Genomic DNA, 24366 nt, shown 5'->3' on the forward strand with positions numbered 1-24366 from the left:
CTCCCCGGATCCCGCGTGATCTTCCTCAGGCGAGCGCGGCGGCGATCTCGGTGGCGGCGGTGCGGACCTGGGCGCCGGTCTTCGGCACGTCCAGGGGGGCGAGGGCGACCACGCCGACGCTGGCCTCCAGCCCCGGCACCCCGAGTACGGGTGCGGCCACGCCGTACGCGCCGGGCTGGAGTTCGCCGCTGGTCGCCACCGGCTCGGCCCGGCCCTGCCGCCCGGCCAGGATCGCCCGGCCGGCCGCGCCCCGGCCCAGCGGATGCCGGGCCCCGGTCCGGTACGCGACGTGGAATGCCGTCCAGCTCGGCTCGACCACCGCCAGCGCCACCCCCTCGGCACCGTCGACCACGGTCAGGTGCGCGGTCGCCCCGGTCTGCTCGGCCAGCCGGCGCAGCGCCGGCAGCGCCCCGTCGGCGAGCAGCGGCTGCGCCCGGCGGGCCAGCTGGAGCAGCCCCGCGCCGAGCCGCAGCCGGCCACCCGCGTCGCGGCGGACCAACCCGTGCCCGGTGAGCGCGCCGAGCAGCCGGTAGACCACCGCCCGGCCGACGCCGAGCCGGGCGGCCGCCTCGGTCACGGTCAGTCCACCGGGCGCGTCGGCGACCAGGTGCAGCAGTCGCAGTCCCCGGTCCAGGGTCTGCGCGGTCTCGCCGGTCCGGCCCGGGGGCTCCTCCGCCGGCCCGGCCGCCGCGCCGCCCGCCACCCTCGCCACACCAGGCAGCGTACGGCCGGCACCGGCCGGTACGGCAGCGGGCACGACCGGTGGCGGTCCGGGCGGTGGTCGCGGGGTGAGCCCCGGCAGGCATCGGTCGGTACCCTTGTACGGTGACGCTACGCCTCTATGACACCGCCACCCGATCGGTGCGGGACTTCGTCCCCAAGCACGCCGGCAAGGTCGGGGTCTACCTGTGTGGCCTCACCGTCCAGTCTCCGCCGCACATCGGCCACCTCCGGGGTGGGGTCAACTACGACGTGCTGCGGCGCTGGCTGCTGCGCAGCGGCTTCCAGGTGGACTTCATCCGCAACGTCACCGACGTCGACGACAAGATCCTGACCAAGGCGGTCGAGCAGGGCCGCCCGTTCTGGTCGATCGCGTACGCCAACGAGGTGCTGCTCGGCGCCGCCTACCGCAGCCTCAACGTGCTCCCGCCGACGTACGAGCCGAGGGCGACCGGGCACATCCCGGAGATGCACGAGCTGATCAAGAAGCTGCTCGCCGACGGGCACGCCTACGTCGCCGACGACGGTTCCGGCGACGTCTACTTCGACGTCCGGTCGTACCCCGAATACGGCGACCTGTCCGGTCAGCGCCCCGACGCCACCCAGACCCAGATCGCCGAGGAGGTCGTCGAACGGGGCAAGCGGGACGCCAACGACTTCGCGCTCTGGAAGGGCGCCAAGCCGGAGGAGCCGGCGGACGCGGCCTGGCCGTCGCCGTGGGGGCCGGGCCGGCCCGGCTGGCACATCGAGTGCTCGGCGATGTGCTGGCGCTACCTCGGCGCCGAGTTCGACATCCACGGCGGCGGGCTCGACCTGACCTTCCCGCACCACGAGAACGAGCAGGCCCAGTCCCGCGCCGCCGGCCTGCCCTTCGTCCGGTACTGGGTGCACCACGGCCTGCTCAACCTCGGCGAGGCCAAGATGAGCAAGTCGCTGGGGAACGTGGTCGACCTCGACCACGTCGCCTCGATCGGGATCCGCCCGGTGGAGCTGCGCTACTACCTGGTCGCCCCGCACTACCGGTCCCGGATCGACTACTCGGACGAGTCGCTGCGCGAGTCCGCCGTGGCGTACCGCCGGGTGGAGGGCTTCGTGCGGCGGGCCGTGGAACGGGTCGGCGCGGGGGCGCTCGGCGAGCTGCCGGCCGGGTTCGGCGCCGCGCTGGACGACGACCTCAACACCTCGGCCGCGGTCGCGGTGCTGCACGACACGGTCCGGGACGGGCAGATCGCCCTGGCCGGCGGGGACGACGCCGGGACCAGGGGCACGCTCGCCGTGGTCCGTGCCATGCTCGACGTGCTCGGTCTCGACCCCCTCGACGCGGCCTGGAGCACCGGGGGGCAGGATGGGCAGTTGCGGTCCGTGGTCGACGCGCTGGTGGCGCTGGCCCTGGAGCAGCGGGCACAGGCCCGCAGCCGCCGGGACTGGGCCGCCGCCGATTCGGTACGGGACCAGCTCAAGCACGCGGGCGTGGTGGTCGAGGACACCCCGCACGGGCCGCGTTGGACGATCGGAGAACAGGACTGATGCCCGGAAATTCGCCACGCAGAGGGCGTCGGGTCAGCGCCAAGAAGGGCGCCACCACGGGCTCCGGAGGCAAGAACCGGGATGCCCTCAAGGGCCGGGGCAAGACGCTGCCCGCCGACGAGCGGCCATGGCACAAGGCATACTCCGGCACCGAGCAGTTGCCGCAGCGCACCGCCTGGAAGCAGGCGAAGGAGCGCCGGGCCGCCGCCGAGGAGGGGCGGGCGCCGAAGGTCGGCCTACCGGGGAGCAAGGACACCACCTGGGGTGCCGGCGGCGCCGGTACGAAGAAGGGCGGCCGCAAGTCGGTCAGCGCCGGTCGGGGTGCGGCCACCGCCGGGCGTACGGGTGGCAAGCCGGGCCCCCGTCCCGGTCCCCGGGTCGCGCCCGGCCGCCGCTCCGCTCCCGGCCGGGAGGCGGCCGAGCTGCTGGTCGGCCGCAATCCGGTGGTGGAGGCGCTCCGGTCGCAGGTGCCGGCCACCGCGCTCTACGTCGCGCAGGGCATCGACATCGACGACCGGGTGAACGAGGCGGTCCGGACCGCCGCCGACCGGGGCATCGCGATCCTGGAGGTCAGTCGGGCCGAGCTGGACCGGATGACCGGCGGGGTGCTGCACCAGGGGATCGGCGTGCAGGTGCCGCCCTTCGCCTACCAGGCCTACGAGGACATGCTCGCGCTCGCGCTCGAGCAGCCCTCCCCGCTGCTGGTCGCGCTCGACGGCATCACCGACCCGCGCAATCTCGGCGCGGTGATCCGCTCGGCGGCCGCGTTCGGCGCCCAGGGTGTCTTCGTACCGGAGCGGCGGGCCGCCGGGATCACCGCGACCGCCTGGCGGACCAGTGCCGGCGCGGCCGCCCGGGTACCGGTCAGCCAGGTCACCAACCTGACCCGTGCGCTCAAACTCGCCCAGCAGGAGGGGTTCCTGGTGGTCGGGCTGGACGCCGACGGCGAAACCGACCTCTACGACCTGGAGGCGGCGGTCGGCCCGCTGGTGGTGGTGGTCGGCTCCGAGGGGCGCGGCCTGTCCCGGCTGGTCGGCGCCACCTGTGACCTGCGGGTCAGCATCCCGATGGTCTCCGAGGTCGAGTCGCTCAACGCCAGCGTCGCCGCGGCGGTCGCCCTGGCCGAGGTCTCCCGCCGTCGCCTCGCCGCCTGACCGCTTCCCTCCCCCGACCCTCCCCCGTTTCTGCCTGGGCATCGCGGCCTGGGCGGGCGGAGGTGGGGTGGGGGGCGGGACGTAGCATGCGGGGCCGGGCATGCGGCTCGGGTGGTGGAGGAGTCGGGTGATGGCGGGTCAGGACGGAGGGTACGGGTACGGGCTCGGGGTCGACCTCGGGACCTCGCACACCGTCGCGGTACTGCGCTGGCCCGACGGCCGGACCAGGCCGCTGCTCTTCGACGGGCAGCCGATCCTGCCGTCCGGGGTCTTCCTCGACGACGCCGGACGACCACACGTCGGGCGGGACGCCCAGCGACTGGCCCAGGCCGACCCGGCCCGCTACGAGCCGAACCCGAAGCGACGGATCGACGAGCCGGCCGTACTCCTCGGTGACCGCGAGATCGCCACGGTCGACCTGCTGGCCGGCGTACTCGGTGCGGTGGCCGGCGCTGCGGTGGAGGCGGTCGGGTTCCTGCCGCCGGCCGTACTCAGCTATCCGGCCGCCTGGGGATCCCGCCGCCGGGACACCCTGGCCGCCGCCGTCGCCCGGGCCGGCTGGCCGCCGGTGGCGGCCGGCGCCGACGGGTCGCCCCGGCCGTCCGGCGGCACGCTCCTGGTGCCCGAGCCGGTCGCCGCCGCCCGCTACTTCGCCGACGTACTGCGCCGGCCGGTGCCGGTCCGGTCCGCGCTGGCGGTCTTCGACTTCGGCGGCGGCACCCTGGACATCGCGGTGGTCCGCAACGAGGGCACCGACGGGAACGGCCGGGCCCGGTTCGTGGTGGTCGGCTCGGGCGGCGTCGCCGACCTCGGCGGACTCGACCTGGACGCGGCGCTGGTCGAGCACCTGGGCGGGGTGATCCGGGCCGCGCACGGGCCGATCTGGGAGCAGTTGTGCCGGCCGGCCACGGCCGGCCAGTGGCGCGCTCGCCGGCAGTTCTGGGACGACGTACGCGGGGCCAAGGAGATGTTGTCCCGGGCCGCGGCCGCGCCGGTTCCGGTACCCGGCGTCGAGCAGGCGCTGCACCTGACCCGGGACGAGTTGGAGAGTGTCGTCACCCCGCTGCTGCGCAGGGGTGTCTTCGAGGCCGCGTCGGTGATCGCCGGATGCCGGCTCGGCGACGACCAGCTCGCCGGGCTGTTCCTGGTCGGCGGCTCCTCCCGGGTGCCGCTGGTGGCCCGGATGCTGCACGCCGACCTCGGCATCGCGCCGACCGTGCTCGAGCAGCCGGAGTTGCCGGTCGCGGAGGGTGCGCTCGCCGAACTCCCGGCCACGACGGCACCGCAGGCCCGCGGCAGCGCCGGGGTGCCGACCAGCCCGGCCGCCGCCGGCAGCGCGGTGCCGAGACAGGTCCGGGCGTACGAGGCCGGGGCGGCGGAGGCCGCCGTGCCCCCTGTCCGGGTCGCGGCCGGCGGCTATCCGCCGGCCGGCGCCGACTACCCCGGTCAGCCGGGTCAGTCCAGCTACCCCGGTCAGCCGGTTCCGCCGGGCAGTCCGGCCCCGTTCGGGGCCGGCGGACCGGCGCAGTCGTCCGGCGGGGCCGTACCGGCTGGGCTGGCCGGCCTGGTACGCCGCCGGGCGCTCTGGATCGGCGCGGCCGCGCTGGTCGCGTTGCTCGGTGTGGTCGCCGCGACGCTGCTCTACCTGACCCGCGATCCCTATCCCGGCCTCGACTTCGCCTCGTTCCAGGAGGTCGGCCGGATCGCCACCCGCGAGGAGAACCCGTCCGCGCTCTTCACCGCCACCGCCGGCGAGCGGGCGTACGCCGGCTACCAGCGGACCGACCGGCGGCTGGACATCGCGGTGCTGACGGCCGGGTCGGCGAAGGTCGAGCGGTGGATCACCACGGACGTCGGTGCCGAGCGGTGGGACTGGATCAGGGCGCTGCCGGACGTACTGCTGGTCAAGGCGGAGGTCATCGGCAGCAGTACCCCGGGTGTCATGATCGCCCTCGACCCGGCGAACGGCGCGAAGCTGTGGAGCCGGCAGGTCCGGGGCGACGACAGGGTCTTCCTCTTCGACGAGTACGTCGTGGTGCTCGACGAGGCCGCCGACACGCTGGTCGGGGTCAACGCGCGCAGCGGCCGGGAATGGAACCTGCCGAACCCGAAGGGCGAGTACGACAGCGACTCCGCCGTCTATCCGGTGCGGACGGCCCGGCAGCTGGGTGGTGCCGGCGCACCGACCGTGGAGGCGACCCCGCCCATTCCCGGTGACGAGCCACGGCTGGTGCAGATCGGCGCGGACGACTCGATCCGGGTGGTCGACGTGACGAACGGCAAGGTGTTGAAGTCCCGGGCCGACGCCGCCGACACCGACGACAAGGTGTTGGCGTACGAGGGGCAGCTCTTCGTCGCCCCGTCGACCGCCGGCTACGGGCTGGCCCGGTACGACCTGGCGTCCCTCGCGGCGCCGACCACCATCTACAACGCGGTGGACAAGAGCCGCCGGCCGACCGCCCTGGAGCCCTGCGGTGAACAGCAGGTCTGTCTGCTGGAGACCGCCGGGTCGGGTGCCGAGGGCACCGAGCTGCTGGCGGTCCGGACCGACCAGGGCGGCAGCCAGCAGGCCGCCTGGCGGAAGAAGGTGCCGCAGGCGCAGGGCCTGCTGCCGGTCGGCGAGCGGGCCCTGGTCCGGCTCGGTTCCAGCGACCCGGCGGCGAAACTCTTCTCCGCCGAGGGGGACGAGAAGCTGAGCCGGGACGGGTTCGCCGTCCGGGTCGACGGGGGCAACCTGCTGGTCTTCGCCGAGGCGCCGACACCGTACAGTCAGGACGCCAGCGTCGCCGGAGTGGTCGCCGAATCCGGCAAGCTGACCGAACTCGGCCAGCTCAAGCAGGTGGTCGCCGCCTCCTGTTCCTGGAACAGCTCGGTCATCGTCTGCGGCGCCCGCTCCGAGTTCGTCGTGGCCCGCTTCACCGCCGGATAGCGCACGCCAACTTCCCGTCGTCGCCGGCTGGCCCGGGCCGGTCGTCGGCGGCAAACTACGTCCATGGACATCCAGCCGATCCGGCGGTCGGTCCTGCTGCTCGGGGTACCCGCGCTGGTGCTCAGCGCGGTGGCGACGCTGCTGGCCGGTGCGGCGCTGCGTACGGCCGGCCGCGACCCGGGGCCCGACCCGGTCCTGCGGTTCACCGCCGCGGTCGAGCTGCTCGCCGACCCGTCCGAGGTGGTACGGGCCGGTGGCGTACACGCGCTGGAGAGCCTGCTCCGGAAGGCGCCGGTCGAGCAGCCGACCGTCACCTCGGTGCTCGCCACCTTCGTGCGTCGACAGTCGCAGGTGGACGCGGCCGGTGCGGTGGAGGGCTCCGCAGGGCGGCCGGCGGGTGCGGGGCGGCGGCCCGGGGTGGACGTACAGGCGGCGTTGACCGTGCTGGGCCGGCGGGACGCCCGCTGGGACCGCCCCGGTGACCGGGTGGACCTGACCGGGGCGGTGCTGACCGGGGCGTCCCTGGTACGGGCGCGGCTGACCGGGGCGCTCCTGACGGGCGCCCGGCTCGACGGGGCCGACCTGACCGGCGCCCAACTCGACCGGGTCGACCTCGGCGACGCCGACCTGCGCGGTGCCGTACTCGACCGGGTCAGCCTGCGGGAGGCCCGGCTGCACGGCGCGGATCTGACCGAGGCGCGGGTCAACATGGCGATGCTCGACCGGGCGACGCTGGCCGGTGCCGTGCTGGTCGGTGCGACGCTGGACGGGACCGGGCTGACCGGTGCGGTACTGGTCGGCGCGGACCTGCGCGGCGCCCGGCTCGACGCCACCAACCTGACCGCCGCCGATCTGACCGGGGCGAACCTCAGCGACGCGTACCTCGGCTCCGTGACCGCGCCCGGCGCGGAGCTGGTCCGGACCAGGCTGGTCGGTGCCAACCTGGTCGACATCGACCTGACCGACGCCCGGCTGACCGGAGCGAACCTCAACCGTGCGCTGATGCACGGGGCCACGATGATCGCCACCGAGGTCACCGCCGAGCAGATCAGTTGCGCGGTGCTGAGCGACCGGACCCGGCTGCCGGCCGCGATGACCACCCCTGGGTCCCCGGCCCCGACCTGCGCGGACTGACCACGGGCGGGCGCCCACCGTCCGGCGCGGTGGCGGCCGCCGCGGCGTCGGCGCTCCCGGGCAGCGAGATCTGTCCACTCAGGGGGGCGATCACCCCGTTCTGATCGGGTACCATCCTCATCCACCACGTGCCTGAACTGCGGTTTGGGGCTCCGTCCTGCCCGGATCTTCCGCTCGAAGGTGAACATGACACCTCTTGAATCGTCGGGTCGTCCCTCGCCCGGTGGCCGCTCGGTGTGGCTGGCCACCTCTTTCCTCACCGTCCTGGCTGGCGCGGCGGCCGTGGGTGCCGCCGTGCTCGACACCGACCCGCAGCGGTGGGCGGCCACCGGGCTGGCGGCGACGGCCGCCGGGCTGACGCTGGTGCTGCTGGCGGTGCTCCGGCGCCGGCAGCGGGCCGCCTGGGCCGCGCTCGACGCGCGTGAGCGGGAGTTCGAGCGTCAGGTGCGCAGCCACCAGCAGCAGTTGGTGGAGCGTGAGGCGCAGTGGCGGGACCGGGCCGAGGCCCGGTCGGCGGCGGTGGAGAGCGCCCTCGAACACCTGCTCCGGGTCCGGCTCCCGGCGGTGCTGGCCGGTTCGCCGGTGCCGTCCACCCCGCGCGACCCGCTGCTGGGCGACCGGACGGCGGGCCTGGTCGACGGCATCCTCGCCGAGGCGACCAGCGCGTTGAAGCGGTCGGACGAGCGCGAGGAGTCGTTGCGGCTCGCGGTGGTGGCGCTCTCCCGACGGGTACAGACGGCGGCACACTCCATCCAGGAGCAGGTTTCACTGATGGCCGAGCGGCATCAGCACGATCCGGACGTGGTGGAGTCCAGCATGCGGGTGGACCACGCCGCCGCGCAGCAGGCCCGGCACGCGCAGAGCCTCGCAGTGCTCTGTGGAGAGTGGCCCGGGCAGCAGTGGCAGGAACCGCTGGCCATGGTGGACGTGGTGCGCGCCGCCTCGGCCCGGATCCTGGCGTACCAGCGGGTCGAGGTCTCCGGCGACCAGGACGTGGCGGTCGCCGCCGAGGTGGTGGAGCCGGTCATCCACCTGGTGGCGGAGCTGCTGGCCAACGCCACCCAGTCGTCGCCGCCGGCCACCAGCGTGCCGGTGACGGTGCGGCGGGTGCAGCGCGGTGCGGTGATCGAGATCGACGACGGCGGCATCGGGATGGACGACCACCGGTTGGAGCAGGCCCGGGAGACGGTCTCCGGGCGACGTGCGGTCGGCCTGGGTGAGCTGGGTGAGATTCCGCAGACCGGGCTCGCCGTCGTCGGCCACTACGTACGCCGGCACGGCTTCCGGGCGGATCTGAGCGAGTCGCCGTACGGTGGGCTGCGGGCCGTGGTGCTGATCCCGTCGAAGGTCGTGGAGACGGTGGACCCGCCGGAGGCGGTCGTGATGCGCCCGCCCGTCGCGGTGGCGGCGCCGGCCGTGGCACCGGAACCGGCATCGGGGTCGGAGCCGGGGCCGAGGCCGGTCGAGGCGGAGCCGGTCGACCCGGCCTCCGGTGCGACGCTGCCGCGTCGGCGGTCGCGTCGGGGCGAGGCGGTGTCGGCCGCCCCCGAAGCGGCGGAGCCGGTGGTGTCGGCCCCGGAGCCGACGCCGGAGCAGGCCGGTTCCTGGATGGGCGCCTTTCTCTCCGGCGGCCAGACCGGGGCCGGGCCTGGCCCGGAGGGCTCCCACTGACCGCCGACAACCACGGAGGATGACGAACGATGAGCGCGCAGCAAGACCAGAGCTGGATGCTGGCCGAGGTGGTCTCGGTGCCGTACGTCCGGCACGCGGTGGTGCTCTCCGCCGACGGTCTGGCGATGGTCCGGTCCGAGCACACCGAGCAGGACGTCGCCGACCGGCTCGCCGCCGCCTGCTCCGGGTTGCAGTCGCTGGGTCGGAGCGTGGGCCGGGAGTTCGGCTCCGGCGGGCGGTCCCTTCGTTCGCTGCTGATCGAGTTCGACGGCGGTTACCTCTTCGTCCGGCGGGCCGGGGACGGCTCGCACCTGGCGGTGGTGACCGAACCGGCTGTCGACCCGGCACTCATCGCCCACCAGATGCAGGCCCAGGTCAACAAGATCGGCGAGCGCAACCTCGCCACCACGGCCCGGCACGGCGTCGGAGCGGTACCGGGGGCCGGAACATGACTGATCGGACCGGGGAGCCTGGATGATCTCTCCTGACGACCGGAGCCGCGGATACCGCGACTCGGCGCTGCGGCCGTACGTGCTCACCAAGGGCCGGGCCCGGCCGTCGCGCAACACGATCAGCGTGGACACCCTGCTGATCGCGACGGATCCGGCGCCGTCGCTACCGCTACAGGCCGGTCGTCAGGAGCGCGCCCTGCTGGCGATGTGCCGTGGGCTGCTCTCGCTCGTCGAGGTCGCCGCCCGGCTGGAGTTGCCGGTGAGCGTCGTACGCGTGCTGGCGAGCGACCTGGTCGACTCCGGCCACCTGACCGCACGGGCCGGCAGCCCGGATACCGCCCAACCCTCCCGGGAACTACTGCAAGAGGTGCTGAATGGACTCCGTGCCCTCTGACGGGTACCTGCCCGGCAGCGTGACCAAGTCGGTGAAGATCCTCGTGGTCGGCAGCTTCGGAGTCGGCAAGACCACCCTGATCGGCTCGGTCAGCGAGATCACCCCGCTCCGGACCGAGGAGACCCTGACCCAGGTCAGCGAGGGGGTGGACGACCTCACCGGCCTGGAAGGCAAGCGCACCACGACGGTGGCGATGGACTTCGGGCGGATCACCCTCAACCCGACGCTGGCGCTGTACCTGTTCGGTACGCCCGGACAGCGGCGGTTCTGGGACCTGTGGGACGGGCTGGCCACCGGTGCCGCCGGTGTGTTGGTGCTGGTCGACACCAGACCCGGTCGGCTGGAGGCCAGTTTCGAGGTCTTCGACCAGTTGGAGATCGGCGCCCAGATGCCGTTCGTCGTGGCGGTGAACCACTTCCCGGACACGGTCCGGCACGGCGTCGAGGAACTGCGTACCGCGTTGGACCTGCTGCCGGAGACGCCGATCGTGGACTGCGACGCCCGCGACCGGGCCTCGGTGCTGAACGCGTTGACGACTCTTGTCGAGTACGCCGTCGATCTCGCCGGCGGCTCGGCTCCGGCCCAGAACACTCCGGCTCCCCAGAAGGTGGTCTCGTGACAGCCGCGATCTTCCGCCGGGAGCCGGGCGCTCCCACCTCCCTCGACGAGATGACCGGACTGACGCCGCTGGTCTCCACGACGATGTGTCCGGAGCCGCGACATGTCTTCCAGAAGCTGCGGGAGGAGTACGGCCCGGTCGCGCCGGTCGAACTCGAACCGGGGATCAACGGCTGGCTGGTCCTGGGCTACCAGGAGATCCTGACGGTCGCCCGGCAGGAGCAGGCTTTCTCCGCCGACCCGGCGAACTGGTCGGTGTACCAGGAGAACAGGCTCGCGCCGGACTCGCAGGTCCGGGCGATGATGTCGCCGTACGACAATGCCTTCTTCACCGACGGCGAGCGGCACCGGCGGCTGCGTGCCCCGATCGACGGCGGGCTCGGCCGGATCGACCAGCGGCAGATGCGGCGTGCCGTGGCGGCCCTCTGCACCGAGGTGATCGCCGACTTCGCCGGCCGGGGCGAGGCGGACCTGGTCGCCGACTACGCCGCGGTCATCCCGGTGCTCGCCATGGCCGACGTCTTCGGTATGGACGCCGCCCAGGGTCGTGCCCTCTACCGGGGGTTGCTGGAGTTGTACTCCTGGCAGGGCGACGCGGCGGCCGCCCGGGAGCGGGTGGTGGGGCTGATCGCCGAGGCGGTCGCGGCGCGCCGGGTGGCGCCGACGAAGGACCTGACCAGTTTCCTCGCCGGCCATCCGAACCTGCGCAGTGACGCGGAGATCTACGACACGGTCCTGCTGCTGATCGTGGGTGCGAACGAGAACGCCATCAACTGGATCAGCCAGACCCTGCGGCTGATGCTGACCGACGAGCGGTTCGGCGGGCGCCTCCGGGGCGGCCGGCTCGGCGTGGACGACGCGCTGGACGAGGTGCTGTGGCGGGATCCGCCCTTCACGAACGTGGCGGCCCGGTATGCGCTGAAGGACACCGAACTGGCTGGGCAGCCGATCCGGCGCGGCGACGCGCTGATCCTCGGGCTGGCCGCCGCCAACGCCGATCCCCGGATCCACACCGGGGGTCAGACGTTCAGCGAGGTCGGCAACCGGGCGCATCTCGCCTGGGGTGTCGGTCCGCACTCCTGCCCGGCGCGGCTTCCGGCCCGGCTGATCGTCCGTACCGCCGTCGAGACCGCCCTGCACCGGCTGCCGGGGGTCCGGTTGGCGATTCCGGCCGAAGAGGTGGCGCCGGTCGACTCGGCGTGGACCCGTGGTCCGGCGTCGCTGCCGGTACGCTTCACGCCCGTCCAGCAGCTCGACACCGAGCAGTCCTGACCGCTCGCCGGGCCCGCCGGCGCTGGTGCTCGCCGGCGCTGGTGCTCGACGGCCGCCCGTGCGTCGACTCCGTCGGCACCGGGCGGCGCGCGGGTCAAACCGGGCGGCGCGGGTCAACCGGTGGCCGGTGCCCGGCCGAGTCGGCGGGTGGTGGCGTGCAGCCCGAAGAGGGTGTAGCCGACCAGGATCGGGGTCAGCGGGGGGAGGATGAGCACGCAGAGCAGGGTCGCCAGCGCGACGGTGCCGGCGGTGCCGAGCAGGGTCGCCGGGTGGTCCCGGACGGTCCGGGACGCCTCCCGGAGCGCGTCCCGCCAGCCCCGGCCGCCCCGCTGGCCGAGGCGTACCACGGTCAGCCCGGCGAAGCCGCCGGCCGCCGCCGCCAGTGCGGCGGTGACCGCGACCAGCACCGCGCCGCCCGGTACGACACCCCGGGTCAGCGCGAGCAGGTTCACCGCGAGTACGACGGCGGTGATCCCGGCGAGCAGGCTGGGCAGGATGCCGGGGAGTACGGCCCGGCGGAAGTCGCGCAGCACCGGGCGTACCCCCGGCCAGCTCCCGGTCTCGATGGAGGTGTGCAGCGCGGCGCTGCCGGTGGCGACCGCGGCGCCCGCGGTGACCACCGGCAGCGAGGCGAGGGTGACGACGATGCCGAGCAGCGCCAGGTCGCTCGCGGTACGCAGGGTCTCCCGCCAGTCCGGTCGGGTCGCCGCCGGCAGCGGCTCCTCCGGCCAGGCCGGTCCCTTCTCCGGTGCCCGACGCGGGCCCTCAGCCATGCTCGTCACCCGCACCTCTCTGCGCTAACCACGACACCACCCCGCCGTGACCCTCCGGCTCATCCTTTCAGCCCGCTGGTGTTGATGCCCTCGACCAGCATCCGCTGGAAGGCGATGAAGAAGAGGAAGACCGGCAGCAGCGAGAGCAGCGACATCGCGAACATCGGGCCGACCGCGCTCTGGCTGGTCGAGTCGATGAAGAGGGTCAGCGCCACCGGCACGGTGTAGTCCTCCAGGTCGGAGAGGTAGACCAGTTGCCGGAAGAAGTCGTTCCAGGTCCAGATGAACGAGAAGATCGCCGTGGTGACCAGCGCGGGTCGGCTCAGCGGCAGGATCACGTGCCGGAAGATACCGTACGAGCTGGCGCCGTCGATCTTGGCCGCCTCGTCCAGTTCGCGCGGTATGCCCCGCATGAACTGCACCATCAGGAAGACGAAGAACGCCTCGGTGGCGAGGAACTGCGGCAGCACCAGCGGCAGGTACGGCCAGGCGGCACCGACCATCCCGGTCTTCTGGAACAGGATGTACTGCGGCACGATCAGTACGTGCCCGGGGAGCAGCAGCGTCCCGATCATGACGGCGAACCAGAGCCCGCGCAGCCGGAACCGCAGCCGCGCGAAGGCGTAGGCGGCGAGCAGGCAGGAGATGCCGTTGCCGACCACGGTGAGCAGGCTGACCACCGCGCTGTTGAAGAAGAACCGGCCGAAGTTGACGTCGAAGTTGGTCCAGCCGTCGGTGAAGTTGCCCGGGGTGAACTCGCGGGGGAGCAGCCCGATGTTGCTGACGATCTCCTCCTGCGACTTGAACGAGGTGCCGATCATCCAGAAGAGCGGATAGAGCACCACCGCGAGGATCGCGATCAGGATCAGCAGCCGGACGGCCTGCCGGCCGGCGCCGCCCGGGCGACGGCGGGCGGTCGCCCGGCCGCCGGGGCGGGGCAGGGTCGGAGTCTGGGCGACCATCAGTTTCCGTCTCCGTCCGAGTAGTGCACCCAGAACCGGCCGGTGCTGAAGAAGACCACGGTGATCAGGGCGATCGCGACCAGGAAGACCCAGGCCATCGCGGAGGCGTAGCCCATCTCCAGCTCGGTGAAGCCGGTGATGTAGAGGTTCAGCGTGTACATCAGGGTGGAGTCGACCGGTCCGCCGGTGCCGTTGCTGAGCACGAACGCCGCGGTGAAGCCCTGGAAGCCGTTGATCGTCTCCAGTACCAGGTTGAAGAAGATCACCGGGGAGAGCATCGGCAGCGTGATGTTGACGAACTGCCGGAGCTTGTTGGCGCCGTCGACCGCCGCCGCCTCGTACAGCTCGGTCGGCACCTGCTTCAGCCCGGCCAGGAAGATCACCATCGGTGCGCCGAACTGCCAGATGGCGAGCACCATCAGGGTCTCCAGGGACCAGTCCGGGTCGTTGACCCAGGGCTTGCCCTCGATGCCGAAGAGGCTGAGGAACGAGTTGAACGCGCCGTCCCGGTTGAACATGCTGACCCAGACGATCGCCAGCGCCACGCTGCCGCCGAGCAGCGACGGCAGGTAGAAGAGACCCCGGAACAGCCCGACTCCGCGCCAGGCGCGGTTGAGCAGCAGCGCCACCCCGAGCGCCGCGGCCAGCTTCAGCGGTACGGCGATCAGCCCGAACGAGAGCGTCACCTGCACCGCGTGCCAGTACGACGGGTCGGCGGTGAACATCCGCTCGTAGTTCGCCAGCCCCACCCACTCGACGTCCGACAGGTCGGTCAGGATGTCGTAGTTGGTGAAGCTGAGATAGAGCGACAGCAGCATGGGAATCGCCGTGACGGCCATCAGGCCGATCAGCCAGGGCGACAGGAAGACGTAGCCGGCCAGACCCTCGCCGTGCCGGGTCCGACCGGGCCTCCGCGACTTGGCGGAGGCCCGGACGGTTTCCCTGGCCGGCGGAGTCGGGTTGGGCGCCGTGGTCAACGCCACGAGCCAACTCCTCTCCGAACGTGTGACCGCGCTACGCGATCGCTGCCTTGGCGGCCTCGTAGTAGGCGGCGGCGGCCTGGGCCGGGGTCTGCCGCGCGTACTGGACCTCCTCGGCGAACTTGATCAGCTCGGACCGGACCTTGCTGTGCCCCTTCAGCGGCACCTGCGGGGACGGGCCGAACTTTGTGCCGAGTTCGTTCTCGACCTGGATCGACTGCTTCATCGCGGGGTCGGTCACCGAGTCGCTGACGGCCTTGCGGACGTCCAGGTTGGACGGCAGGCCACGGTCGGTGCCGAGGATCTTGCCGGCCTCCGGGTCGTTGGCCAGGAAGTTGATCACGTCAACCGCGACGTCCGGGTGCTTGGTCTTGCCGAAGACCGAGAAGTACATCGAGGCCCGGGCCCACTGCGCGCTCGGGTCACCCGGGTAGGAGACGACGCCCAGCTCGTCCTTGGTGTTCTTCTTCAGCTCCGGCATCTGGTTGGCCCAGACGAACGAGGTACCCGCCTTGCCGGTCACCACGAGCTGCTTGGTGATGTCGGTGGCGTTGCCCTCGTGGATCACGTCCGGGGTCGGGGTTGCCCCCTGGTCGCGGGCGCCCTTCCACAGCTCGAACCACTTGGTCACGTCGTCGGCGGTGAAGCCGAGCTCCTTGCCCTTGTAGAGGTCCTTGCCCTGCTGGCGCAGCCAGACCCAGAACGCCTTGTAGTCGGCGCTCGGGTCCATCGTGCCGGGGACCTTGGTGACCTTGCTGGCGTTCGCCGCCCAGGCGATGAACGCCTCCCAGGTCATCCCGATGGTCGGCTCCGGCAGGCCGTGCTTCTGGAGCAGCGACTTGTTGTAGACCAGGCCCTGGGTGTTCTCCCCGAACGCGACCCCGGCGAACTTGCCGTCCACCACGCCGTACTCGTAGAGGCTCTTCGGGAACTTGGAGACGTCGAGCTTCCCCTCGTCCTTGTACTTGTTCAGGTCCAGCGTGGTGTTCCGGGACGCGTACTCGGTCAGGTAGTTGTCGTCGATCTGGAAGATGTCCGGGGCGTCGCCGCCGGCGGTCAACGTGGCGAGCTTGTCGAAGTACCCCTGGTTGGCCTGCCAGGTCTTCTTGAACGTCACGTTGGGGTGCTTGGCGGTGTAGAGCGCCAGGGCCTCCTCGGTGAGCTTGGCGCGCGCCTCCCCGCCCCACCAGAAGATCGAGAGTTCGACCTTGGCGTTCGGGTCGGTACTCGCCTCCTCGCCGCCGCCGCAGGCGGTGGCGCCGAGCACGAGGGGAAGGGCGACCATCGCGGCGGTGAGCCGGAGCAGGCCTCGACGGTGCAGGGTACGGCGGCTACGCGCGGCAGGCACGTTTGCCCTCGGGGGTGTGGCGGGGTGCATTTCGCTCACTCCTTGGCGTTAGGAGGCGACACTTTCGGGGGTGGCCGCGGTCACGTCGCCCGGGACCGGATGGCCGTGCGGGCCCGGGCGAGCAGGAGATGCCGCGCCCGGACGGTCGGCTGCTGCCGCCGTTCCGGGCCGGTCGGCCGAAGCCGCCGGACCGACACCCGTCGAGTCGCGGATGACCAATTCGGTCTGCAGGCTTACCTGTGCGGTGGTGCGACGGTCGTCGGTGGTGCTGGTCCGTCCACCGCCGCGACCGGCGCGGGCGGAGGCGGAACCGTCGTGTTGCAGGAGCATGTCGACGGCCGTCCGGCCGGCGGCCGCGGTTGGCGTGGCCACCGTCGTCAATTTGGGTCGGGTGAGCCGGCTCAGCGCGATGTCGTCGATGCCGACCACGCTGATGTCCCGGGGCACCCGTAGCCCGAGTGAGTCCAGCCCTTCCATCAGGCCGATGGCCATCAGGTCGTTGTAGGCGAGTACGGCGGTGGCGCCGCTGCGGCGTACCTGTTCGGCCATGGCGATGCCGCCGCCCTCGGTGGGCGGGTTGGGGCCGAGCACGGTCAGCGAGGCGTCCGCGGCCCGGGCGGCGGCGGTGGCCGCCCGGCGGATCTCCCGGTTGGTCCACGAGCCGCGTGGCCCGCCGAGCAGGGCGAGGTCGCGGTGTCCGAGCCCGGTCAGGTGTTCGACGGCGAGCCGGGCGCCCTGGCCGACGTCCATCACCACCGCCGGCAGGCCGGTGACCTGGCGGTTGATCACGACCAGCGGCACCTCGCGACTGAGCTGCTCGATCAGGCTGTTGCTCATCCGGGGGCTGCACAGCAGCACGCCGTCGACCTGCTTGGCCAGGGCGTGCACCAGATCCTCCTCGGCCGCCGGGTCCTCGTTGGTGTCGGCGATGAAGATGTGGTAGTCGCGCTGCCGGGCCTGGCTCTCCGCCGCCTTGATCAGCGGCGGGAAGAACGGGTTGGCGATGTCGGCGATGATCAGGCCGATGTTGTGGGTGCGCCCGGTGATCAGTGCCCGGGCGGCCCGGTTCGGCCGGTAGCCGAGGTGTTCGGCGCAGGCCAGCACCCGGTTCCGGGTCTCCGGGTTGACCAGGTGTGGGGCCGAGAACGTCCGCGAGACGGTGGAGATGTGCACCCCGGAGGCCCGCGCGACGTCTCGAATGGTGGCTGGCACGCGAGTCCTCTCTGTGGCTGCCGGTGTGTCTGCCGTCACTTGGTTGGCCAATTAATGCAAACGGTTGCTCAGGTGTCAACGGGGCTCGGTTACGGCTTTGTTGCGGTGCGCAGCTATGGGAGCACTCCCATAGTTACAAATCCGGATATAGGCCGCAGCTTTACTACCTGCCGTTGACGGGTGCCCGGGTTGCGTGGTTACTTCTCCTGCAAACCTTTGCAGCCAACGGAGGCGAGCTGGGATGACGGTAACCCCGGGAAGGCAGCGTTTCGCCCTGGTCGGCACGGGCGCGCGCGCGGAGATGTTCGTCCGCGCCCTGGTGCTGGACCACCCGAACACGGCCGAACTCGTCGCCTTCGCCGACGTCAACCCGGCCCGGATGAACGCGCACAACGGCTGGCTCGCGGAACTCGACTTCGAGCCGGTGCCGACCTACCTGGCCAGCGAATTCTCCAGCATGCTGGAGAAGGAACGGGTCGACGTGGTGCTGGTGACCACCGTGGACCGGACGCACGACGAGTACATCGTCGCCGCGCTGCGGGCCGGCTGCGACGTGATCACCGAGAAGCCGATGACCACCGACGTGCCCCGGTGCGAGCGGATCCTGCGCGCCGTTGCGGAAACCGGCCGGAAAGTTTCGGTCGCCTTCAACTATCGCTACAACCCATTGCACGAGAAGGTCCGGGAGGTGCTCGCCGAGGGCGCCATCGGCGAGATCGGCTCCGTGCACTTCGAGTGGCTGCTCGACGTACGCCACGGTGCCGACTACTTCCGGCGCTGGCACCGGGACAAGGCCAACTCCGGCGGGCTGATGGTGCACAAGGCCAGTCACCACTTCGACCTGGTCAACTGGTGGCTGGACGCCAGGCCGGTGCAGGTCTACGCCGCCGGCCGGCTCTTCTTCTACGGCGACGTGGCCGGCAAGCGGCACGGCTACGCCCGCCCGTACGACCGGGCGCACGGCTCGCGGGCCGCCGCCGACGACCCGTTCGCGCTGCACCTGGCCGACCACCCCCGGCTGCGGGCGCTCTACCTGGAGGCGGAGGCCGAGGACGGCTACCACCGCGACCAGAACGTCTTCGCGCCCGGGGTGACCATCGAGGACGACATGTCGGTGCTGGCGCAGTACGACAGCGGTGCCACCATGACCTACCACCTGACCGCGTACGCACCCTGGGAGGGCTACCGGGTGATGTTCAACGGCAGCAAGGGGCGGCTCGAACTCGAGGTGGTGGAGAGCGACTTCGTCAGCCCGCAGGCGGCCGGCGAGCTGAAGGGCGCCGCGCTGCACGGCGTACAGGCCGCCGTGGAGGAGGGCTGGGCGAAGATCACGCTGCGGCCGTTCTGGGAGCAGCCCCGGGAGGTACCGGTCTCCGGCTACACCCGTACCGGACACGGCGGCGCGGACGCCCGGATGACCGCGGTCCTCTTCGGCGGCCACACCGACCCGATGGACCGGGCCGCCACCGCCCAGGACGGCGCACTCGCCCTGCTCACCGGCCTGGCCGCGAACCGATCCTTCGAAACCGGGCAGCCGGTCCGCGTCGCCGAACTGCTAACCATCCCCTGACCCGGCTGCAAGGAAGGGGCCCTTCTACAACGGAAAACGATAAGAAGGGGCCCTTCCTTACAGTTCTGACCCGCGAGGAGTTTGCCCGTGTCCGCACCGTCCGACCGGCCCGACCTGCTCTTCCCGTCCGAGCCCAGCCAGCGGGCCATCGCCCGCGAGCTGTACGCGCTGGTCCGGGACCGGCCGCTGATCTCGCCGCACGGGCACGTGGACCCCGGCATCCTCGCCGACGACGTCGCCTTCCCGGACCCGGCACGGCTGATCATCGTGCCGGACCACTACCTGACCCGGATGCTGCTCAGCCAGGGCGTCACCCCGGCCGAGCTGGGCGTACCGGCGGTGGACGGCGAGCCGGTGGAGACGGACGGGCGGACCATCTGGCGGCGCTTCGCCGCGCACTGGCACCTGTTCCGGGGCACCCCGAGCCGGCTCTGGCTGGAGGAGACCTTCCGGAACGTTTTCGGAATCGAGACCCGACTCTCCCCGGAGACCGCCGACGAGATCTACGACGCTATCGCGGCGCAGCTCGGCCAGCCGGAGTTCCGGCCCCGGGCACTCTTCGAACGCTTCAACATCGAGGTACTGGCCACCACCGAGTCGCCACTGGACGAGCTGGGCCGGCACGCCAAGCTCGCCGCCGACGGCTGGGGCGGGCCCGGCGGTCGGGTGATCACTACCTTCCGGCCGGACAACGTCGTCGACATGGAGTTCGACGGCTGGGCCGGCAACGTCGCCCGGCTCGGCGAGATCACCGGGGAGGACACCGGCCGGTACCCCGGCTACCTCGCCGCGCTGCGCAGCCGCCGCGAGGCGTTCATCGCCGCCGGGGCGACCTCCACCGACCACGGCCACCCGACCGCGCTGACCCTGCGGCTGACCGAGGCGGAGGCGGGCGCCCTCTACGAGCGCGGACTGCGCGGCGAGGCCACCGCCTCCGACGCCGAGGCGTTCCGGGCGCACATGCTGGTCGAGTTCGCCCGGATGTCCATCGAGGACGGCCTGGTGATGCAGCTGCACCCCGGATCGGTACGCAACCACAACCGCTGGCTCTACGCCAAGCACGGCCGGGACGTCGGCGGCGACATCCCGCAGGCCACCGAGTACCTGCACGCGCTCACCCCGCTGCTGGACGCGTACGGCAACGATCCCCGGCTGCGGCTGGTCGTCTACACGCTGGACGAGTACACCTTCACCCGGGAGCTGGCCCCGCTGGCCGGCGGCTACGCGGCGCTCTACCTCGGCGCGCCCTGGTGGTTCCTGGACTCGCCGGAGGTGCTGCGCCGGTTCCGCGAGGCGGTCACCGAGACCGCAGGCTTCTACAACACCGCCGGGTTCGTCGACGACACCCGGGCGTTCTGCTCCATCCCGGTACGCCACGACGTGGCCCGGCGGATCGACGCCGGCTTCCTGGCCCGGCTCGTCGCCGAGCACCGGCTGCCGGCTGACGAGGCGGCCGAGACCATCGTCGACCTCGCCTACCACCTGCCCAAGAAGGTTTTCAAGCTCGGGGATCCGACCCGGTGAGCGCGAGGAATGAGCGAGCGCAGCGAGTGAGTCCCGCAGTCGGGAACGAAAGGCAAACACAGTGACGGTTACCATCACCGGCGTCGACGTGCACGACGTACGGTTTCCGACGGCGGCGGCCGGGGACGGCTCGGACGCGATCAACCGGGGCGACTACTCGGCCAGCTACGTCGAGTTGCGCACGGACGCGCCGGACGGGACCTTCGGGGCCGGGTTCACCTTCACCAACGGCCGGGGTAACGAGCTGACCTGCGCCGCCATCCGGGCGCTGGCCCACCACGTGGTCGGGAAGACCATGGCGGAGATCGTCGCCGAGCCGGTGGAGTTCTGGCGGTCGCTCAGCGCCGACGTGCAGCTGCGCTGGCTGGGGCCGGAGAAGGGCGTCATCCACATGGCGACCGGCGCCCTGGTCAACGCGGTATGGGACCTGCGGGCCAAGCTGGAGGGGAAGCCGCTGTGGCGGCTGCTCGCCGAGATGCCGAGCGAGGAACTCGTCCGCAACGTCGATTTCCACCACATCATCGACGCGATCAACCCGGCCGAGGCCGTCGCCATCCTGGACAAGGGACAGGTCGGCCTCGCCGACCGGCTGGCCGAGCTGGAACGGGACGGTTTTCCGTCGTACACGACGTCGGTGGGGTGGCTCGGGTATCCGGACGAGAAGGTCCGGGCGCTGACCCGCGAGGCGTACGCCCAAGGGTGGCGGGCGATGAAGATGAAGGTCGGCGGACCGGTCGACGACGACGTACGCCGGGCGCGGATCATCCGCGAGGAGATCGGCCCGGACGCGCTGCTGATGATGGACGCGAACCAGGTCTGGGACGTCGACGAGGCGATCGAGAACATGTCCAGGCTGGTCGAGTTCGACCCGTACTGGATCGAGGAGCCGACGCACGCCGACGACGTACTCGGGCACGCCCGGATCGCCGAGGCGGTGACCGGGCTCTCCGGTGGGCGCTGCCGGGTCGCCACCGGCGAGGTGGCGGCGAACCGGGTCATCTTCAAGCAGCTCATGCAGGCCGAGGCGATCGGGGTCTGCCAGATCGACGCCTGCCGGATCGGCGGGGTCAACGAGGTGCTCTCGGTGATGCTGATGGCGGCGAAGTTCGGCGTGCCGATCTGCCCGCACGCCGGCGGCGTCGGCCTCTGCGAGTACGTCCAGCACCTGGCGATCTTCGACTACCTGCGGGTCGGCACCTCACTGGACGGCCGGATGGTCGAGTACGTCGACCACCTGCACGAGCACTTCGTCGACCCGGTACGCACCCGGGGCGGCCGCTACCTGCTGCCGGAACAGCCCGGTTACAGCTCCACGATGAAGCCGGACTCGATCGCCGAGTACTCCTTCCCGGACGGCCCGGTATGGGCGTGACCGTCGGCGCGTCGCGGCTGGGCCTCGGCGCACTGCGCAAGTTGCCGGAGTCGAGCCGCCCGCTGGTCCGGCCCGGTGCGGTACCGGCCGGGATCGTGCACCTCGGGCTGGGCGCGTTCCACCGGGCCCACCAGGCGGTCTACACCGAGGAGGCGCTCGCGGCGGCCGGTGGTGACTGGGGAATCGTCGGGGTGGCGCCGCGCAGCACCGATATGGTGACCAAGCTCGCCGCCCAGGACTGCCTGTTCAGCGTCACCAGCAGCTCCGGGGCGGGCAACCAGACCCGGGTGGTCGGGGCGCTCGCCGAGGTCCGGCACGCGGCCAGTGACCCGGCGGCGATCGTCGCGCTGCTGGCCGACCCGGCGATCCGGGTGGTGACGCTGACGGTGACCGAGAAGGCGTACCAGCTCGACCCGGCGACCGGGCGGCTCCGGCCGGACGAGGCGGTGCTGGCCGACCTGACCACCGACCGGCCCCCGCAGACGGTGCCCGGCCTGCTGGTCCGGGGCCTGCTGGCCCGCGCGGTCGCCGATGCCGGGCCGATCACCCTGCTGACCTGCGACAACCTGCCGTCGAACGGGGACCGGCTGCACAGCCTGGTCGGCCAGGCGCTCGGAGTGGTCGACGACGCCGCCGGCGGCCGCTCCGAGCGGATCGCCGAGTGGTTGCGGGAGAACGTCAGCTTCCCCTGCTCCATGGTCGACCGGATCGTGCCGGCGAGCACCCCGCAGACCCTGGCCGACGCGGAGGCGGCGCTCGGGGTCAGCGACCTGGCGGCGTTGGCCGCCGAGCCGTACCGGCAGTGGGTGATCGAGGACCGGTTCCCGGGTGGGCGACCGGCCTGGGAGCAGGCCGGGGCGGTACTCACCGACGACGCCGGCCCGTGGGAACGCCTCAAGCTCCGGGCGCTGAACGGGGTGCACTCGGCCACGGCGTACCTCGGTGCGCTGGCCGGTCGGGAGACCATCGCGGAGGCGCTGGAGATCCCGCACCTGGCCGGGGTGCTGCGCCGGCTGATCGCCGAGGACGTGGCGAGGAGCTTCACCCCGCCGGACGGCGTCTCGGTGGTCGACTACGGCGAGGAGGTGCTGGAGCGCTTCGCCAACCCGGTGCTCCGGCACCGCACCATCCAGATCGCCATGGACGGCTCGCAGAAGCTGCCGCAGCGGGTGCTGCACACCGTCGAGGACCTGCGGGCGGCCGGGGCCCGGCCCCGGTGGGCGGCCCTGGTGGTGGCGGCCTGGATACGCTTCGCCCAGGGCCGGGCCGACGACGGTACGCCGCTGCCGCTGGACGATCCGCTCGCCGACCAGATCCGGGCGGCCCTGGCCGCCGGGAAGCAGTCGCCGGCCGGGGCGGTGCAGGCGCTCTTCGGGTTGACCGAGGTCTTCCCGGCGGAACTGGCCGCCGACGACGAGGTACGCGACCTCGTGGTCGAGTGGCTCACCGCACTGGACCGGCACGGGGTGGAGAAGACGTTGGCAGGTGCGGCATGACCGGAGTCGGGGTACCGCCGAGGGTGGCACTGGTCGGGGCGAGCGGGCACGGCATGTGGCATCGCCGGATCATCGCCCCGCTGCACGACGCCGGGAGGCTGGAACTGGTCGCCCTGGTCGACGTACGCCCGGTGGAGGCGGCGCCGGACGCGCCGGTACCGCCCGGTACGGGCGTCTTCACCGATCATCGCGAGATGCTCGCGGCGACCCGGCCGGAGGTGGTGGTGATCTGCACCCCGCCGCACACCCACCTGCCGATCGCGTTGGACGCGATCCGGGCCGGCGCGGACCTGCTGCTGGAGAAGCCGCCGGTGCTCTCGCTGGCCGAGCACCGCACCCTGGCCGCCGCGCTGGCCGAGCACGGCCGGGTGGCCCAGATCGGTTTCCAGGCGCTCGGCTCGGTGGCGCTGCGCGAGCTGACCTCGGCGGTGGCCGACGGCCGGCTGGGCCGGGTCACCGGGATCTCCACGGTGGCGTCCTGGCAACGTACCGACGGCTACTACGCCCGCGCACCGTGGGCGGGCCGGCGCAGCCTGAACGGGCGGCCGGCGCTGGACGGCGTACTCGTCAATCCGCTGGCCCACGCGGTGATGCAGTGCCTGGCGGTGGCCGGGGCGGCGGTGTCGGCCGGCGCGGTCTCGCCGTCGGGCGCGGTCGACGGCGCCGCGCCGGACTGGCCGGCGCAGGTCGAGCTGGAGCGCTACCGGACCCGACCGATCGAGGTGGACGACACCGCCGCGCTGCGGGCGACCCTCGGCTGCGGCCTGCCGGTGCTGGCGGCGGTCACGCTCGCCGGTGAGGACTTCATCGCCGGTGAGGTGATCGTGCACGGCTCGGCCGGTCGGGCGGTGCTGGAATACCCCACGGACCGGTTGACGCTGCCCGGTGACCCGGGGCCGCGCGAGGTGCCGGGCCGGGTGAACCTGCTGGAGAACCTGCTGGCGCACCGGGCGGATCCGGCGGGCGTGCCGCTGATCGCGCCGCTTTCCCGTACGGCGGCCTTCACCGCCCTGGTGCAGGCCATCTCGGCTGCTCCGGAACCGGCGTCGGTCGACGCCGGGTGGGTGGTGGCGACCGGGGTCGGACCGGAGCGGGTACTGACGATCCGGGGGGTCAACGCGGCGCTGCGCCGGGCGGCGGCGGAGGGCGCGCTCCTGTCGGAACTGGGTGTGCCGTGGGCGGTGAAGCCGCACCGGACGGCGGTGCAGAGGGAGACGGGCGATGCGTGACGGCCGGGCCGGCTGCGTGAGAACGGACG

At 72.4% G+C, this 24366-nt stretch carries 20 protein-coding genes; 14 read left to right on the forward strand and 6 right to left on the reverse strand.

Going from position 1 to position 24366, the window contains the following annotated elements; genetic code table 11:
* Nucleotides 1–25: 25 nt before the first annotated feature.
* The gene (locus V1634_RS12065; RefSeq protein ID WP_331207889.1) at nt 26–703 is read right to left on the reverse strand and encodes an IclR family transcriptional regulator; all 678 of its coding nucleotides are present in this window, start codon (nt 701–703) and stop codon (nt 26–28) included.
* A 122-nt stretch (nt 704–825) separates the two neighbouring features.
* Between V1634_RS12065 and cysS the strand changes: the two genes are divergently transcribed.
* From cysS to V1634_RS12110, 9 genes are all read left to right on the forward strand, one after another.
* Nucleotides 826–2247, forward strand: a complete 1422-nt coding sequence (gene cysS / locus V1634_RS12070; RefSeq protein ID WP_331207844.1) for a cysteine--tRNA ligase — start codon at nt 826–828, stop codon at nt 2245–2247.
* The gene (gene rlmB, locus V1634_RS12075) at nt 2247–3401 is read left to right on the forward strand and encodes a 23S rRNA (guanosine(2251)-2'-O)-methyltransferase RlmB (protein WP_331207845.1); all 1155 of its coding nucleotides are present in this window, start codon (nt 2247–2249) and stop codon (nt 3399–3401) included. Before cysS ends, rlmB begins: the two co-directional genes overlap by 1 nt.
* A gap of 130 nt (nt 3402–3531) precedes the next feature.
* Nucleotides 3532–6330 (forward strand): Hsp70 family protein, encoded by a 2799-nt coding sequence (locus V1634_RS12080; RefSeq protein WP_331207846.1) that lies wholly within the window; start codon nt 3532–3534, stop codon nt 6328–6330.
* 63 nt (nt 6331–6393) lie between these two features.
* Nucleotides 6394–7464 carry a pentapeptide repeat-containing protein gene (locus tag V1634_RS12085; RefSeq protein WP_331207847.1) on the forward strand — a complete coding sequence of 357 codons (1071 nt, stop codon included), beginning with the start codon at nt 6394–6396 and terminating at the stop codon, nt 7462–7464.
* Nucleotides 7465–7650: 186 nt separating this feature from the next.
* Entirely contained in the window at nt 7651–9135 is a 1485-nt protein-coding gene (locus V1634_RS12090; protein ID WP_331207849.1) for an ATP-binding protein, read from the forward strand.
* Between the two features lie 29 nt (nt 9136–9164).
* A complete protein-coding gene (locus tag V1634_RS12095; RefSeq protein ID WP_107257450.1) occupies nt 9165–9587 on the forward strand; it encodes a roadblock/LC7 domain-containing protein in 423 nt (140 codons plus the stop codon).
* A gap of 22 nt (nt 9588–9609) precedes the next feature.
* Nucleotides 9610–9981: a DUF742 domain-containing protein gene (locus V1634_RS12100; RefSeq protein ID WP_331207850.1), complete on the forward strand. Its 372-nt coding sequence runs from the start codon at nt 9610–9612 to the stop codon at nt 9979–9981.
* Nucleotides 9962–10600: a GTP-binding protein gene (locus V1634_RS12105; RefSeq protein ID WP_331207851.1), complete on the forward strand. Its 639-nt coding sequence runs from the start codon at nt 9962–9964 to the stop codon at nt 10598–10600. The genes V1634_RS12100 and V1634_RS12105 overlap by 20 nt, the downstream gene beginning before the upstream one ends.
* Complete coding sequence (locus V1634_RS12110; protein WP_331207852.1) at nt 10597–11871, forward strand: cytochrome P450 family protein; 1275 nt, start codon at nt 10597–10599, stop codon at nt 11869–11871. The genes V1634_RS12105 and V1634_RS12110 overlap by 4 nt, the downstream gene beginning before the upstream one ends.
* A gap of 113 nt (nt 11872–11984) precedes the next feature.
* On the opposite strand, the gene V1634_RS12115 is transcribed toward V1634_RS12110, so the two are convergent.
* The 5 genes from V1634_RS12115 to V1634_RS12135 are packed head-to-tail and all read right to left on the reverse strand — an operon-like array spanning nt 11985 to nt 17146.
* Nucleotides 11985–12644, reverse strand: a complete 660-nt coding sequence (locus V1634_RS12115) for a hypothetical protein (RefSeq protein WP_331207853.1) — start codon at nt 12642–12644, stop codon at nt 11985–11987.
* Between the two features lie 59 nt (nt 12645–12703).
* Nucleotides 12704–13606 carry a carbohydrate ABC transporter permease gene (locus V1634_RS12120; protein ID WP_107257454.1) on the reverse strand — a complete coding sequence of 301 codons (903 nt, stop codon included), beginning with the start codon at nt 13604–13606 and terminating at the stop codon, nt 12704–12706.
* Nucleotides 13606–14589, reverse strand: coding sequence for a carbohydrate ABC transporter permease (locus V1634_RS12125; protein ID WP_331207854.1), 984 nt, complete (start codon nt 14587–14589; stop codon nt 13606–13608). Before V1634_RS12125 ends, V1634_RS12120 begins: the two co-directional genes overlap by 1 nt.
* A 31-nt stretch (nt 14590–14620) precedes the next feature.
* Nucleotides 14621–15964 carry an ABC transporter substrate-binding protein gene (locus tag V1634_RS12130; protein WP_331207855.1) on the reverse strand — a complete coding sequence of 448 codons (1344 nt, stop codon included), beginning with the start codon at nt 15962–15964 and terminating at the stop codon, nt 14621–14623.
* A gap of 18 nt (nt 15965–15982) precedes the next feature.
* Nucleotides 15983–17146 (reverse strand): LacI family DNA-binding transcriptional regulator, encoded by a 1164-nt coding sequence (locus tag V1634_RS12135; RefSeq protein ID WP_331207856.1) that lies wholly within the window; start codon nt 17144–17146, stop codon nt 15983–15985.
* A 241-nt stretch (nt 17147–17387) separates the two neighbouring features.
* Between V1634_RS12135 and V1634_RS12140 the strand changes: the two genes are divergently transcribed.
* The 5 genes from V1634_RS12140 to V1634_RS12160 all read left to right on the forward strand — a co-directional run bounded on the left by V1634_RS12140 (nt 17388) and on the right by V1634_RS12160 (nt 24337).
* The gene (locus V1634_RS12140) at nt 17388–18716 is read left to right on the forward strand and encodes a Gfo/Idh/MocA family protein (RefSeq protein ID WP_331207857.1); all 1329 of its coding nucleotides are present in this window, start codon (nt 17388–17390) and stop codon (nt 18714–18716) included.
* A gap of 87 nt (nt 18717–18803) precedes the next feature.
* A complete protein-coding gene (gene uxaC, locus V1634_RS12145; RefSeq protein WP_331207858.1) occupies nt 18804–20240 on the forward strand; it encodes a glucuronate isomerase in 1437 nt (478 codons plus the stop codon).
* A gap of 61 nt (nt 20241–20301) precedes the next feature.
* On the forward strand, nt 20302–21612 hold the full coding sequence (locus V1634_RS12150; protein WP_331207859.1) for an enolase C-terminal domain-like protein: 1311 nt from the start codon (nt 20302–20304) through the stop codon (nt 21610–21612).
* Nucleotides 21603–23108 (forward strand): mannitol dehydrogenase family protein, encoded by a 1506-nt coding sequence (locus V1634_RS12155; RefSeq protein ID WP_331207860.1) that lies wholly within the window; start codon nt 21603–21605, stop codon nt 23106–23108. Before V1634_RS12150 ends, V1634_RS12155 begins: the two co-directional genes overlap by 10 nt.
* Nucleotides 23105–24337, forward strand: a complete 1233-nt coding sequence (locus V1634_RS12160) for a Gfo/Idh/MocA family protein (protein WP_331207861.1) — start codon at nt 23105–23107, stop codon at nt 24335–24337. The genes V1634_RS12155 and V1634_RS12160 overlap by 4 nt, the downstream gene beginning before the upstream one ends.
* Nucleotides 24338–24366 lie beyond the last annotated feature (29 nt).

It is taken from the genome of Plantactinospora veratri, from assembly GCF_036421995.1.
Lineage (GTDB): Bacteria > Actinomycetota > Actinomycetes > Mycobacteriales > Micromonosporaceae > Plantactinospora > Plantactinospora veratri.